The sequence below is a fragment of the Neoroseomonas eburnea genome (assembly GCF_018129005.1).
Taxonomy (GTDB): domain Bacteria; phylum Pseudomonadota; class Alphaproteobacteria; order Acetobacterales; family Acetobacteraceae; genus Neoroseomonas; species Neoroseomonas eburnea.
Genome location: NZ_JAAEDL010000008.1, coordinates 44,104 through 58,431 on the forward strand (window position 1 = coordinate 44,104; position 14,328 = coordinate 58,431).

The 14,328-nt window shown below is 71.9% G+C and carries 9 protein-coding genes; 6 read left to right on the forward strand and 3 right to left on the reverse strand.

What is annotated here, in order from left to right:
* Nucleotide 1 precedes the first annotated feature (1 nt).
* A complete protein-coding gene (locus GXW74_RS09970) occupies nt 2-2,917 on the reverse strand; it encodes a helicase-related protein (RefSeq protein ID WP_211846350.1) in 2,916 nt (971 codons plus the stop codon).
* Nucleotides 2,918-3,018: 101 nt separating this feature from the next.
* On the opposite strand from GXW74_RS09970, the gene GXW74_RS09975 reads away from it, so the two are divergent.
* Nucleotides 3,019-4,155, forward strand: coding sequence for an MFS transporter (locus GXW74_RS09975; RefSeq protein WP_211846351.1), 1,137 nt, complete (start codon nt 3,019-3,021; stop codon nt 4,153-4,155).
* A gap of 181 nt (nt 4,156-4,336) precedes the next feature.
* The gene (rnk, locus tag GXW74_RS09980) at nt 4,337-4,750 is read left to right on the forward strand and encodes a nucleoside diphosphate kinase regulator (RefSeq protein ID WP_211846352.1); all 414 of its coding nucleotides are present in this window, start codon (nt 4,337-4,339) and stop codon (nt 4,748-4,750) included.
* A 66-nt stretch (nt 4,751-4,816) separates the two neighbouring features.
* On the opposite strand, the gene acnA is transcribed toward rnk, so the two are convergent.
* Entirely contained in the window at nt 4,817-7,513 is a 2,697-nt protein-coding gene (acnA, locus tag GXW74_RS09985; RefSeq protein ID WP_211846353.1) for an aconitate hydratase AcnA, read from the reverse strand.
* A gap of 89 nt (nt 7,514-7,602) precedes the next feature.
* On the opposite strand from acnA, the gene ccmA reads away from it, so the two are divergent.
* The 4 genes from ccmA to GXW74_RS10005 all read left to right on the forward strand — a co-directional run bounded on the left by ccmA (nt 7,603) and on the right by GXW74_RS10005 (nt 13,280).
* Nucleotides 7,603-8,226 carry a heme ABC exporter ATP-binding protein CcmA gene (gene ccmA / locus GXW74_RS09990; protein WP_408903864.1) on the forward strand — a complete coding sequence of 208 codons (624 nt, stop codon included), beginning with the start codon at nt 7,603-7,605 and terminating at the stop codon, nt 8,224-8,226.
* Nucleotides 8,227-8,288: 62 nt separating this feature from the next.
* Nucleotides 8,289-8,930 carry a heme exporter protein CcmB gene (ccmB, locus tag GXW74_RS09995; protein ID WP_246523172.1) on the forward strand — a complete coding sequence of 214 codons (642 nt, stop codon included), beginning with the start codon at nt 8,289-8,291 and terminating at the stop codon, nt 8,928-8,930.
* Between the two features lie 784 nt (nt 8,931-9,714).
* Nucleotides 9,715-12,612: a Hint domain-containing protein gene (locus GXW74_RS10000; protein ID WP_211846355.1), complete on the forward strand. Its 2,898-nt coding sequence runs from the start codon at nt 9,715-9,717 to the stop codon at nt 12,610-12,612.
* Nucleotides 12,613-13,004: 392 nt separating this feature from the next.
* Nucleotides 13,005-13,280, forward strand: a complete 276-nt coding sequence (locus tag GXW74_RS10005) for a hypothetical protein (protein ID WP_211846356.1) — start codon at nt 13,005-13,007, stop codon at nt 13,278-13,280.
* A 1-nt stretch (nt 13,281) separates the two neighbouring features.
* Here GXW74_RS10005 and GXW74_RS10010 read toward each other — a convergent pair whose 3' ends face one another.
* A complete protein-coding gene (locus tag GXW74_RS10010) occupies nt 13,282-14,262 on the reverse strand; it encodes an NAD(P)H-dependent glycerol-3-phosphate dehydrogenase (protein ID WP_211846357.1) in 981 nt (326 codons plus the stop codon).
* Nucleotides 14,263-14,328: the final 66 nt, after the last annotated feature.

Here is a 14,328-nt window from a genome sequence, read left to right on the forward strand (position 1 = left end):
CTCAGTCCTTCTTCAGCAGATTCGCCAGCACCGCGAAGGGGCTGTCGGGGCGCGGCATGGGCGGCAGGGCGACGCGATCCTCCCGCGGGCGGCGCGGACCGCGGTCGCGGTCCCGTTCGCCGCCCGGCGGGCCCTTGCCCTGGCCTTGGCGCGGACCATGACGCTGGCCCTCCCGCTGGTCGCGCGGCGGACGCTGGTCCTGGCGGGGCGGCCGCGGGGACTCGGCGCCCGGCCCGGGCGAGGCACCCTCGGCGCCGGTGCCTTCCGGCGCGGCGGCCTGGCCTTCCTGGCCCGGCGGACGGCGGTCTTCCCGCCGTGGGCCACGGGGCTGGTCCTGTCGGCCGGGGCCGTCATCCCTTCGCCCACGCGGCTGCCCGTCCTCGCGTTGCCGGCGCGACTGCGCGTCTTCCCGGTTTCCGCGCGACTGCGCGTCGCGACGCGGGCCACGGTGGAAATCCGGCCGCGGCGGGCGGGCATGGGCGATGCGGGCGGGCGCGGGCGGGCCGAAGGCGCCTTCCTCCAGCACCTCGGCCGGCAGCAGGCGGAAGCCCATGGCATCCAGCACCTGGCCGAGCACGTCGCCCTTCACGCCGAGCCGGCTGGCAAGGTCGCCCGGCAGCAGCGCTGGCGCGCGGCGGGTGAGATGGCCGATCTCGCCGGCGATGCGTTCCGCGACATCGAGGCGCAGCAGCACCGGGCCGGCGGGCAGCCAACCCATGGTTTCGGCGAAGCCGCGCGGCCAATCCTCGCGCGCCGGCACGGCGATCAGCCCGCCGCCGGGCAGCTTCGGCGTCTCGATGCCGCGCAGCAGCGACCAGAGCTGCGCGCGCAGCGCCATCGCCTTGGGCTTCATCGCCTCCGGCACGAACAGCGCGTAGCGCCCGGCGCGGATGCCGATGGTCTTGAGCTTCTGCCGCAGATCCGGGCGGATCTCCGGGTCGGTGCGGCCCATGGCGAGGCCGAGCTCCTCCCGCAGGCGGAAGGCCGGGCCGCGCAGGGTATTGTCCTCGGCGGCCTTGGCCTCGGCGGCGAAGACGGCGCCGAGCTCGCGCTTGATCAGCGCGTCCAGCCAGGTCGCCAGGCGCTCGCGGATGCGCTCGCGCTGGGCGCCGTCGAGGAACTCGCTCGCCAGTACCTCGATCTGCGGCTTGGAGGGCTCGGGGCCGGGCTTGAGCTTCGCCACCTCGGCGATGTCGCCGAGGCCCGCCGGCATGTTCGGCGCGTGCGAATAGGCCCAGGTCACCTTGTGCGTCGGGGTCAGGGCGAAGGCATCGTCCTTCGCGGCCTCCAGCATCGCCACGCGGCGCGGGATTTCCGCGCCGAGGGCGCGGCGGGCGGCGCGCAGGACGACGCGGCGCTCCTCCTCCTCGACCGTGCCGGGGTCGGGCTCGAAGGCGAAGCCCTTCACATGGCCGACCGGATGGCCTTCGACCACCACCTCGCCGCGGCGGGTGACGGCGGAGAGCAGCTCCTCCTCGCCCTCGTCCATCTTGCGGATGAGGTGGGCGGCGCGGCGGTCGACGAAGCGGGCGGTCAGCGTCTCGTGCAGCGCGTCGGAGACCATGTCCTCCGCGCGGCGGGCATCGGCCTGCAGGCCGGCGGCATCGTCGAGCCAGTCGTTGCGGGCGGCGATGTAGGCCCAGACGCGGATCGCGGTGATCCGCGCCATCAGCGTGTCGAGGTCCCCATCCGTGCGCTCCAGCACGGCGAGGGAGGAGGCCACCCAGTCGCGCGGCAGCCTGCCGTCCTTCGCGAGGTGCGTGAACAGCTTGGCGCAGAGCCTGGTGTGGCTGTCATCCGCCAGCTTGCGGAAATCCGGCACCTGGCAGGCTTCCCACAGCAGCCGCACGCGCGACATGGTGTCGGCGAGGCTGCGCACCTCCATGTCCCGCGACAGGGCCTCGAGCGTGATGTGGTCCACCGCATCGTGGCCCTTGGCGAGCCCCTGCTGCGGCGGGGAGGCGGCAAGGCTGCCGAGCAGCGCGTCGATCGAGGTGAAATCGAGATCGGAATTGCGCCAGGCGAGCGTCGACAGCGGCTCGAAGGCATGGGTTTCGATGGCCTCGACCATCTCCTCCGGCATGGCGGGGCAATCGGCGGTGGTCCCGAAGGAGCCGTCCTTCATGCCGCGGCCGGCGCGGCCGGCGATCTGCGCCGCTTCCTGTGCCGTCAGCGGCCGCGCCTGCTGTCCGTCGAACTTCGACAGCGCGGCAAAGGCGACATGGTCCACGTCCATGTTCAGGCCCATGCCGATCGCGTCGGTGGCGACCAGGAAATCCACCTCGCGGTTCTGGTACAGCGCGACCTGCGCGTTGCGGGTGCGCGGGGACAGCCGGCCCATCACCACGGCGCAGCCGCCGCGGCGGCGGCGGACGGCCTCGGCGATGGCGTAGACCTCCTGCGCGCTGAAGGCGACGATCGCCGCGCGCGGCGGCAGCCGCGTGAGCTTCACCGGCCCGGCATAGGTCAGCTGCGACAGCCGCGGCCGGGTCTCGATTTCGGCGCGCGGCACCAGGCGGCGCAGCAGCGGCGCGATGGTCTCCGCACCGAGGAACATGGTCTCGACCATGCCGCGCGCATGCAGCAGCCGGTCGGTGAAGACATGCCCGCGGTCGGGGTCGGCGCAGAGCTGGATCTCGTCCACCGCGAGGAACTCGACGGGGCGGTCGAGCGGCATCGCCTCCACCGTGCAGGCGAACCACTTCGCCTCGGGCGGGACGATCTTCTCCTCGCCGGTGATGAGCGCGACGTGGCGCTCACCCTTCTGCGCCACCATGCGGTCGTAGTTCTCGCGCGCCAGCAGGCGCAACGGGAAGCCGATGATGCCCGACGAATGCGCCAGCAGACGCTCGATCGCGAGATGCGTCTTGCCGGTGTTTGTGGGGCCGAGGACGGCGCGGACCCTGGGTTCGAACATGCGCGGACGGCGTTCCGGAAATTGGGGGCGGGCTTCCGTGGCACGCTGCGCGGCACTTGTCCATGGCGAGGGCGCGCGGCAGGGTGCGCGCGGCCTCCTCCGTGACATCTTCCGCACCCCGTTTCGTCCTTCTCTTCGCCGCCCAGTTCGCGGCGGTGGGCGTGCTGCTGCCGTTCATTCCGCCGCTGATGGCCGACCGCGGCCTTTCGCCGGCGGAGGTGGGCACGATCCTTGCGGCGGGGGCCTCGGTACGGCTGCTGACGGGCCCGCTCGGTGGGCGGCTGGCGGATGCGCTCGGCCGGCCGCGCGGGGTGATGGCGGCGGGGGCGGCGATCGCGGCGCTGGCGGCGATGCTCTATGGCGTTGCCGGCGGATTTTCCGGGCTGCTCGCGGCCAACCTGGTCTTCGCCGTGGCCTTTGCCTGCGTGGTGCCGCTCGGCGATTCCATGGCCCTGCGGGCGGCGCGCGAGGAGAGCTGGGACTACAGCCGCGTGCGCGCGGCGGGATCGGCGGCCTTCATCCTGATGGCCGGCGGTGCGGGCTGGCTGGCCGAGCGGGCCGGGGTCGGCAGCGTCGCCTGGCTGCTCGCCGGGGCGCTCGCGGCGGCGGCGGTCGCGGCGCTGCTGCTGCCGCCGGGCGGGGCGGCTGCGCGGCGCGGCGGCGGTGCCTTCCGCGCGGTGCTCGGCCTGCCGGCCTTCCGGCGCGTGCTGCTGGTGTCGGCGCTGATCCAGGGGAGCCACGCGGCCTACTACGCCTTCGGGTCGATCCACTGGACGGCCTCCGGCGTCTCGGAGACGGCGATCGGCCTGCTCTGGGCCTGGTCGGTGGTGGCGGAGGTGGCGCTTTTCGCCTGGGGGCGGCCGCTCGCGGAGCGGCTCGGCGCGCAGGGCCTCGCCGTGGTGGCGGCCCTGGCGGGCCTGCTGCGCTGGGCGATCACGGCGGAGTCCGTCTGGCTGCCCGCGCTCGTGGCGGCGCAAGGTCTGCACGCGCTCACCTTCGGGGCGATGCACCTCGCGACCATGCGGGTGATGGCCGCGGCGGTGCCGGCCGCGGTGGCGGGGACGGGGCAGACATTGCTCGCGGCGGGGATCGGGGCGGTGATGATGGCGGCGACGCTGGCGGCCGGTCAGGCCTATGCGGTGTTCGGCGCATCGATGTTCTGGGCCATGGCCGCGATGTGCGCGGCGGCGCTCGGGGCGGTGCGCGGCCTTGGGGGTGCGTCGCCGGAGCGGGCTTGAACCCGGGCCGCCGGAGGGCGATCTTCGATCGATGGTCCTGACAGCCACGCTTCGTCGCCGGCTTGCTCATGCGGGGTGCCTGATCGCGGGCAACTGACCCCGGGGGGATGCGCGCGCCTGCGCGCCGCCGCCCGGGGCCGCGATCTTCACTTCCCGCAATCCCTTCCGAAGGACCCATGTCATGGCTCTAGCCAACTCCGCGCGCGTGGCCTCGCGCCGCCCGCCCATCCTGATGTCCGACAGCGAGCACGGCATCCTGGTCGGCCTCGCGACGAGCGGCGCCCGCCGCAATCCCGAGGCCGCCCGGCTGCTGATGGAGGAGGCCGACCGCGCCGAGCTCGTCCCGGCATCCCGCCTGCCGCGGAACGTCGTCGCCCTCGGCTCCCACGTCCTCTTCACCGATGCCGCGAACGGCATCACCCGCCGCGTGCAGCTCGTGCTGCCGGCGGAGGCCGATATCGGCCAGGGGCGCATTTCCATCCTGTCGCTGGTCGGTGCTGGGCTGATCGGTCTCAGGGCCGGGCAGTCCATCGACTGGCCGGTGCAGGACGGGACGCTGCGCCGGCTGACCGTCAACGAGGTGCGGAACCCCTGAACAGGCGAAGGGCGCGGCCCCTTGCGGAACCGCGCCCTTGCCCGAAACCCGGCGATGCGGGGCGGCTTACGCCGCCTTCGCCATCCCGCGCAGCACGTAATGCAGGATGCCGCCGTTCCTGTAGTACTCGACCTCGTCGGCCGTATCGACGCGGCAGAGCACCTGCGTCTTCACCTGCGTCCCGTCGGCGCGGGTGATGACGACGTCCATCATCATGCGCGGGGAGAGGTTCTCCACGCCCAGGATGTCGATGGTCTCGTCGCCCTTCAGGCCGAGGGTCTGGCGGTTCTCGCCTTCCTTGAACACCAGCGGCAGCACGCCCATGCCGACCAGGTTCGAGCGGTGGATGCGCTCGAAGCTCTCGGCGATCACCGCCTTCACGCCGAGCAGGAAGGTGCCCTTCGCCGCCCAGTCGCGCGACGAGCCGGTGCCGTACTCCTTGCCGCCGATGACGACCAGCGGCACGCCCTCGCGCTTGTAGCGCATCGCCACGTCGTAGATCGGCGCGACGTCACCCGAGGGGTAGTGCTTCGAGATGCCGCCTTCGACGCCCGGCACCATCTCGTTCTTGATGCGGATGTTGGCGAAGGTGCCGCGCATCATCACTTCATGGTTGCCGCGGCGCGCGCCGTAGGAGTTGAAGTCCGCCTGGCGGACCTGGTGCTCGACCAGATACTCGCCCGCCGGCGAGGCCTTCTTGATCGATCCGGCCGGCGAGATGTGGTCGGTCGTGATCGAGTCCGCGAGCTGGGCGAGGATGCGCGCGCCCTTCACGGAACCCACCGCCGCCGGGTCCATCGTCATGCCCTCGAAGTAGGGCGGGTTCTGCACGTAGGTGGAGCCGGAGTTCCAGCGATAGGTGTCGCTTTCCGCATCGACGCGGATGGCCTGCCACTGCGCCGGGCCCTTGAACACGTCGCCGTAGCGCTCCTGGAACATCTCGCGCGTGACGACGGCATGGACCGTGTCCGAGACTTCCTTCTGCGTCGGCCAGATGTCCTTGAGGAAGACCGGCTGGCCGTCCTTGCCGTTGCCGATCGGCTCCTTCGTCAGGTCCTTCTTCACCGTGCCGGCCAGCGCATAGGCGACCACCAGCGGCGGGGAGGCGAGGTAGTTGGCGCGCACATTGGCGTGCACGCGCCCTTCGAAGTTGCGGTTGCCGGAGAGCACCGAGGTCACGACGAGCTTGTTGTTCTCGACCGCGTCCACGATCGGGTCCGGCAGCGGGCCGGAATTGCCGATGCAGGTCGTGCAGCCATAGCCGACGGTCTGGAAGCCGAGCGCATCCAGGTCCTTCGAAAGGCCGGACTTGTTCAGGTATTCCGTCACCACCTGGGACCCCGGGGCGAGCGAGGTCTTCACCCACGGCTTCGCCGTCAGCCCCTTCTCCACCGCCTTCTTCGCCACCAGGCCGGCGGCCACGAGGACGTAGGGGTTGGAGGTGTTGGTGCAGGAGGTGATCGCCGCGATCACCACGTCGCCATGGCCGAGGTCGTAGTTCGCACCGGCCACCGGCACGCGCAGCTCGGCCTTGTCGCCCGGCACGCCCATGGTGCCGGCCGCGAGGTCCTTCGCGAAGGCGGTCGCGACATTGCCCAGCGCCACGCGGTCCTGCGGGCGCTTCGGGCCGGCCATGGACGGCTCGACGGTGGAAAGGTCGAGCTCGAGCGTATCGGTGAACACCGGGTCCGGCGTGCCGGCCTCGCGGAACATGCCCTGCGCCTTGAGGTATTCGCGCGCGAGGTTGATGCGGTGCTCGTCGCGGCCGGACAGGCGCAGGTATTCGAGCGTCGTCTCGTCCACCGGGAAGAAGCCGCAGGTCGCGCCATACTCGGGGGCCATGTTGCCGATGGTCGCGCGGTCGGCGAGCGGCAGATGGGCGAGCCCGGGGCCGAAGAACTCGACGAACTTGCCGACCACGCCCTTCTTCCGGAGCATCTGGGTGACGGTCAGCACCAGGTCGGTGGCGGTGACGCCTTCCTTGAGGCTGCCGGTCAGCTTGAAGCCGATCACATCGGGGATGAGCATGGCGATCGGCTGGCCGAGCATCGCCGCCTCGGCCTCGATGCCGCCCACGCCCCAGCCGAGCACGCCGAGACCGTTGACCATCGTGGTGTGGCTGTCGGTGCCGTAGCAGGAATCGGGGAAGGCGAAGGTCTCGCCGGTGTCGGTCGAGGTCCAGACCACCTGCGCCAGGTATTCGAGGTTCACCTGGTGGCAGATGCCGGTGCCGGGCGGCACGACGCGGAAGTTGTTGAAGGCTTCCTGGCCCCAGCGGAGGAATTCGTAGCGCTCGCCGTTGCGCTCGAACTCGATGTCGACGTTCTTCTTGAGCGCGTCAGGGGTGCCCGAGACGTCCACCATCACCGAGTGGTCGATCACCAGATCGACCGGCACCAGCGGGTTCACCTTGCGCGGATCGCCGCCGAGCTTGAGCAGCGCGTCGCGCATCGCGGCGAGGTCAACGACCGCGGGCACGCCGGTGAAGTCCTGCAGCAGGATGCGCGCCGGGCGGAACGGCACTTCCTTGGTCGAGCGCCCTTCCTTCACCCACTCCGCGATCTTCTTCGCGTCGTCGACGGTGTAGGAACGGCCGTCCTCGAAGCGCAGCACGTTCTCCAGCAGCACCTTGAGGCTGTAGGGCAGGCGGGAGACGTCGCCGATGCTCTTGGCCGCCTCGGGCAGGCTGAAGTAGTGATAGGTCTTGCCGTCCACCGCGAGGGTGCGGCGGGTCTTCAGGCTGTCCTGCCCGATCATCCGCATGGTCCGGGTGCCCTTCCTCGAAAGAAAGCGGCCGGTCGCGGCCGCGAAACGGGCGGTATTAAGCATGGCGGCCGGCGGCGGTCCATGGAGTGGGGGCAGGTTTGGCTGAGGCAGGCGGGGCGATCCTGGAAGCGCGCGACCTCGCCTGCCTGCGCGGCGAGCGCGCCGTCTTCGCCGGCCTGTCCCTTTCGCTGGCCGAAGGGACGGCCCTGCTGCTGACCGGCGCCAACGGCGCGGGCAAATCCACCCTGCTGCGCATCCTGGCGGGCCTGCTGCGCCCGGCCGAAGGCGCCGTGCTGTGGCGGGGAGAGGACATCGCCGCCGATCCTGCCGCGCATGCCCGCCGGCTGCGCTACCTCTCCCACCAGGATGCGCTGAAGCCGGCCCTGACCGTGACCGAGAACCTGGCCTTCTTCGCCCGTCTCTGGGGCGGGGAGGTCGGGCGGGCGCTCACCGCCGTGGCGCTGGCGCCGCTGGCGGAACTGCCGGCGCGGGTGCTCTCCTCCGGGCAGAAGCGGCGGCTCGCCCTGGCCCGGCTGGCGCTGGCGCCGGCGCCACTGTGGCTGCTGGACGAGCCGACCACCGGACTCGACGCGGCATCCGTGGAACGGCTCGGGCCGCTGCTGGCGGCGCACCGGGCGGCCGGCGGCATCGTGGTGGCGGCGACGCATCTGCCGCTGCCGCTGCCGGATGCGCAGGAACTCCGGCTGTGAGCGCGCCGGAGGATGGGGGCACAGGACCGGATCGGCCGCGCGAGGCCGCCGCCTTTCGCGCCCTGCTGGGCCGCGAGATCCGCCTCGCGCTGCGCCACCCGGCGGACACGCTGGCGGCGGTGCTGTTCTTCGTCCTGGTCAGCGCGCTGTTTCCCTTCGGCGTGGGGCCGGCGCCGGAAACCCTGGCGCGGCTCGCCCCGGGGGCGCTCTTCGCCGCGGCGCTGCTCGCCGCGCTGCTGCCGCTCGATCGCCTGTTCGGCGCGGATGCGGAGGACGGGACGCTCGACCAGCTGCTGCTCTCCGGCCTGCCGCGAGGCGGGATCGCGGCGGCCAAGGCGCTCGGGCACTGGATCACCACCGGGCTGCCGCTGCTTGCCGCCACCCCGGTCGCAGCGGCCCTGCTCAACCTGCCGGTCGAAGCCTGGGGGGCGGCGCTGGCGGCGCTGGCGCTGGCAACTGCGCTGCTGTCGCTGCTCGGCACGGTAGGAGCGGCGCTGACCCTTGGCGCACGTCGGGGCAGCGTGCTGCTGCCCTTGCTCGTGCTGCCGCTGGCCATCCCGGCGGTGATCTTCGGCGCGGCGGCGATCGAGGCGGCGGCGGCTGGCCTTTCCCCCGCGCCATTCCTGCTGCTGCTGGGGGCGGGGGTGTCGCTGGCGGTGCCGCTGGCGCCGCTGGCCGCCGGTGCGGCGCTCGGCGCCGAATAGGCCGCAGGCGAATCGGCCCCGGCTGCCGCGGCGCCCGGCTCGCGGGAACTTTTTTCGGCGCCAGACGACCACGGCCGTCTGGCGAAGCCATGCACGCATCGCGGGTGTCAGGGGGCGGCGGGGGCGGCCGGACCGATCACGAAACCTTGCGATCCCGGGCCCTTCTGGTTCGCGGGCGGCGTTGTGCCGAAAATCGGCCGATCAGCACTACAACCTATGCGAGCAGAATCGTGAAAACTGAAGGCATAGTTAAGGCGAATATCACAAAATCGTGATTTCCTAAGACCAAACAGATCACCGATGAGCAGAATTGTCTCAAAATCTGGTTAACGCACGCATAATGAGTCCTTCCTCGCCGCTGCCCTCGAAGGGGGCCGCATCGCCCGGCAACCCGATGACGGGTGGCCTGTCGTTGCGGCTGGTCCGCCGCATGGCCGGGCTCGCGCGGCGGGGGCGGTGCATCTGCGTGCGGAACGCCCAGCCCGCATTCCGCATGGCCGACCTGCGCCAGCCCGCGACGCTCGAAGCCACCGAGCCGGTGCTTCCCGGGGCGGCCGCCACCCCACGCGCGCCGCGCCCGGCGGCACGACCCGCCACGCGCCGCCCGTCTGGCGGCAAGCCGGGCCGACCAGGCCGACCGGCCGGCCGAACCGGCCAGCGCAACACGACGCCCCATCGGGGCCTGTGTCACCCGCCGTGCTGCCGCGCGGCGGGCTTTGCCCGTTTTCAACCCGCATTCCGCCCGGCAACGGCTGGCGCGGCGCGTTCCTGAGGAGAGAGACCCATGGCCGTCATCACCGGGACCACCGGATCGGACACGATCAGCGCCAGCAGCTCGGGCGGCCTGGCGAACTCGACCAACAGCAACGACACGATCTACGGCGACACCACCTCCACCAATGCGGACGTGGCGACCGGCAGCGCCGACTACCTCGACGGCCAGGGCGGCGATGACCGGATCTACGGCCAGGGCGGCGACGACACGATGCTCGGCGGCGTGGGCAACGACACGCTGTACGGCGGCAACGGCAGCGACTCGCTGATCGGCGGGACGGGCACCGACACGCTGGTCGGCGGCAGCGGCAATGACTGGGTCGAAGGCGGGCTCGGCCAGGATTCGATGGATGGCGGGTCGGGCAGCGACACCGTTTCCTACATCAACGATACCGCCGGCGTGACCATCGACCTGGACGCCAGCACGCCGCGCGCCAGCAGCGCCAATAGCGGCTCGAGCAGCGAGGCGCAGTCGGGCAACACCGGCACGCGCGACTACGTGCTGAACTTCGAGAACGCCGTCGGCGGTTCCGGGGCGGACAGCTTCGTCGGCACCGACGACGAGGGCAACTACCTCGCCGGCAATGGCGGCAACGACACGCTCCGCGGCGAGGACGGCGACGACACGCTGGACGGCGGCGCCGGCAATGACAGCCTGCTCGGCGGCAACGATGCCGACCTGCTTCTCGGCGGCGCCGGCAACGACACGCTGGATGGCGGGTCCGGCAACGACGTGCTGCGCGGCGGCGGCGACGGCGACTGGCTCACCGGCGGTTCCGGCAACGACACCCACGAGGGTGGCGCGGGTGCCGACACCTTTGTCGAGTCGAGCTTCTCGAACGGCACGGACGAACTCTCCTACGCATCCGACACCACCGGTGTCACGGTGAGCCTCGCCGCCGGCACCGCCTCCGGCGGCGACGCGCAGGGCGATTCCTTCTCGGCCAATGTCTTCGAGAACCTGCGCGGCGGCTCGGGCAACGACAACCTCACCGGCAGCACGCATGTCGACAACGTCATGTGGGGCGGCGGCGGCAACGACACCGTCAACACCAACTATGGCGACACCGCCTATGGCGAGGGCGGCAACGACCTGCTGATCGGCAGCACGGGCGCGAACGGCGACGAGGGCGCCGACCTGCTCGACGGCGGCGACGGCGACGACACCATCCTCGGCAACGGCGACATCGACACCCTGGTGGGCGGGGCGGGCGCCGACAGCATCCTGGGCGGCAGCTCCCGCGAGACGATCGATGCCGGCACCGGCAACGACACGGTGGTCGCCAGCCTCGGCGACGACACCATCCTCGGCGGCGACGGCATCGACCTGATCGACTTCACCGGCATCACCGGCGCGGTCACGGTCAACCTGGAAGCCGAGACCGCGCAGGGCGCCGCGGGCACCGACACCATCCGCGACTTCGAGAACGCGACCGGTGGCTCGGGGGCGGACAGCATCCTCGGCACCGGCGGCGACAACAGCCTCGCCGGCGGCGCCGGCAGCGCCAACGACTCGCTGAACGGCGGCGGCGGCAATGACAGCCTTGACGGCGGCGCCGGCAACGACAGCCTGATGGGCGGCGCCGGCACCGATCTCGCCGACTACTCCGACGCCACCAGCGACGTGACGGTGACGCTCAACGACGAAGGCAACGGCACCGGCATCGGCGGGTCCGATGTCGGCAGCGACTCGCTGACCGGCATGGAGAACGTCGCCGGCGGGTCGGGCGACGATTCCATCACCGGCTCGACCGGCGGCGGCGACAATCTCTTCGATGGCGGCGCGGGCAACGACACGCTGACCGGCGGCGGCGGCAACGACACGCTGATCGGCGGCACCGGCAATGACTGGGCGTCCTATGCCGGCACCACGGATGGCGTGACCGTCTCGATCGACGGCAATGGCGACGGCACGGCGACCGGCGGCGCGGGCAACGACACGCTTTCGGGCATCGAGAACATCCTGGGCGGCAGCGGCGGGGATTCCATCTCCGGCGGCAGCGGCGACAACAGCCTGTTCGGCGGCGACGGCAACGACACCGTCACCGGCGGCGGCGGCAACGACACCATCGACCTCGGCGACGGCGACGACAGCTATTCGTGGCAGGGCGGCGACGGCAACGACACGATCTACCTCGGCGGCGGCAACGACACGCTGGACCTGTCCGGCTGGACCGATGGGGAGGGCAATCCCTGGACCCTGTCGGGTGGCGGCGACGACTCGACGCCCACCATCTTCACCAACGGCAACGACACGCTGACGGTCTACGGCTACAACCCGGACGACGACGACATCACCTGCTTCGCCGAGGGCACGCGCATCGCGACCGCCCGCGGCGAGGTGGCGGTGGAGGATCTCCGCGTCGGCGACCTGGTGGTGGCGGCCCATGGCGGCGCGCCGCTGCAGCCGCTGGTCTGGGTCGGCCGGACGCAGGTCGATGTCGCGCGCCAGCGCAACAGGGCAAAGGCGGCGCCGGTGCTGATCCGCGCCGGCGCGCTGGCGGACGGCGTGCCGTTCCGCGACCTGCGCGTCAGCCCGGAACACGCGGTGTTCCTCGAAGGCCGCCTGGTGCCGGCACGGCTGCTGGTGAACGGCACGACCATCGTGCAGGAGCTGTGGTGCCGCGAGGTCACCTACTACCACGTCGAGCTCGAGCACCACGGCCTGGTGGTCAGCGAAGGTGCGGTGACGGAGACCTACTTCGACGACGGCAACCGCCACCTGTTCGACAATACCAAGGTCGCCGCCCTGGCGGTGGATTTCGAGGCGATGCGCCGCAACGGCCGCTATGCAGCGGCGGCCTGCGCGCCGGTGTCCGAGGAAGGCGATGCGGTGCTCGGCCGCATCCGCGCCCGGATCGCGGCGCGCATCCCGGCCGAACTGGCGGACGCCGTCCGGCGCGCGTGACGACCGGCGGCCGGGGTGGCGACCATCGCCACCCCGGTACGCCTGCGCTGCCATCGAGATTCACGAAAACGTGATAATTCTAAAATTCGGTAATCTCGCCCATCACGAGCAGTGTCAAGCAGCGTGGAAGGCCCATCATCGGGCGAAAACCCTGGAAATCCGGGCATTGCGCAGCATGGCGCCCCGCTGGGCTGCGGCTGCCGCGCGGCCTGGACCCCGCGCCGCGACGTCCGGCGCGCCACGGCGCTACCGCTGGTCGGTGGTTCCGGTCACGGCGGAAGCCTATTTATGGACAATAGAACGAGTCGTGGCCGAATGCCGGCGCGCGCCACTGGACGAAGTCGCCAGGACGGCGGCGTCGGTCACCGATCTCGGGGAAGGATGCCTTGCCCATGGTTCCCGCTGAAACCGGCCCTCCGGCCGAGGACGTCATCATCACGCTGCGACCTGCGGCCCATTGCGCCAGCACGATCGAGATCGACCGCCTCGGCGACGGGTCCTACCGGGCGACTCACCGGGCCGGGACGGGGACGCTCGAACTCTGCCGCACCGACGACCTTGAGCGCCTGCTGCGCCAGTTGAACGAGGCGCTGATCAGCGGCACGGAGGTCGGCTACGTGACCGCCGTGCGCAATCTGCACGAGCTCGAACTCGAACGCAGCGCCTGACCTATTCCGCGCGCAGCGGGCGCGCGAGCAGCCGGGTCATCGCCTCCCGCACCGTGATGCGGTCGGCAACCAGGTCCGCCACTGCGGCGCAGACCGGCAATTCCACCCCGACCGTCGCGGCGCGCGCCACCAGCGCCGGCGCGGTCGCCACCCCCTCCGTCACCCCGGCGCGCGCGGCCAGCACCTCCGCCAGCCTCTCCCCGCGCCCGAGCGCCATGCCGAGCGACATGTTCCGGCTGCCCGTCCCCGAGCAGGTCAGCAGCAGATCGCCGAGGCCCGAGAGGCCCGAGGCCGTCTCCGCCCGGCCGCCGAGCGCCACCACGAGCCGCGCCATCTCCGCCAGGCCGCGCGTGACCAGCGCCGCGCGGGCATTCTCGCCGAGCCCGGCGCCGATCACCGCCCCGGCGGCAATGGCGATCACGTTCTTGGCCGCGCCACCGACCTCGGCGCCGATCGGATCCTCGCCCTCATAGAGCCGGAAGCCGGGCGTTCCGAGCAGCGCCAGGCCCGCCGCGCGCAGATCCGCATCCTCGGCGGCGACCACCGACGCAGCCGGCAGGCCGGCGGCGACCTCATGCGCGAAATTGGGGCCGGAGAGCACGCCGGCGACGAGGCCCGGCCGGACCGCCGCGACGACCTCCAGCGGCAGGCGCAGGGTGGTGGCCTCCACGCCCTTGGCGCAGACGAGGACCGGCGACCCGCACGCCGGCAGCGCGGCCAGCACGCGGCCGAGGGCCTGGGCAGGCACCACCATCAGCACCAGGGCGGCGCCGTCGAGCGCGGCCCCGGCATCGGCGGTGACGGTCACCGGAGCGGGCAGGGCATGTCCGGGCAGGTAGCGGGTGTTCTCGCGTGCGGCGGCGATCGCGGCGGCGCGCGCAGGGTCGCGAGCCCAGAGGGCCACGTCGCGGCCGGCGCGCGACGCCTGGATGGCGAGCGCGGTGCCCCAGGCACCGGCGCCGAGGACGGCGATCTTTGTCATCGGTCGATGATAGGGGCCGGGGGGAGGGAACTCCCCCCTGCACCCCCCTCCTTCTTTGGAATTTCG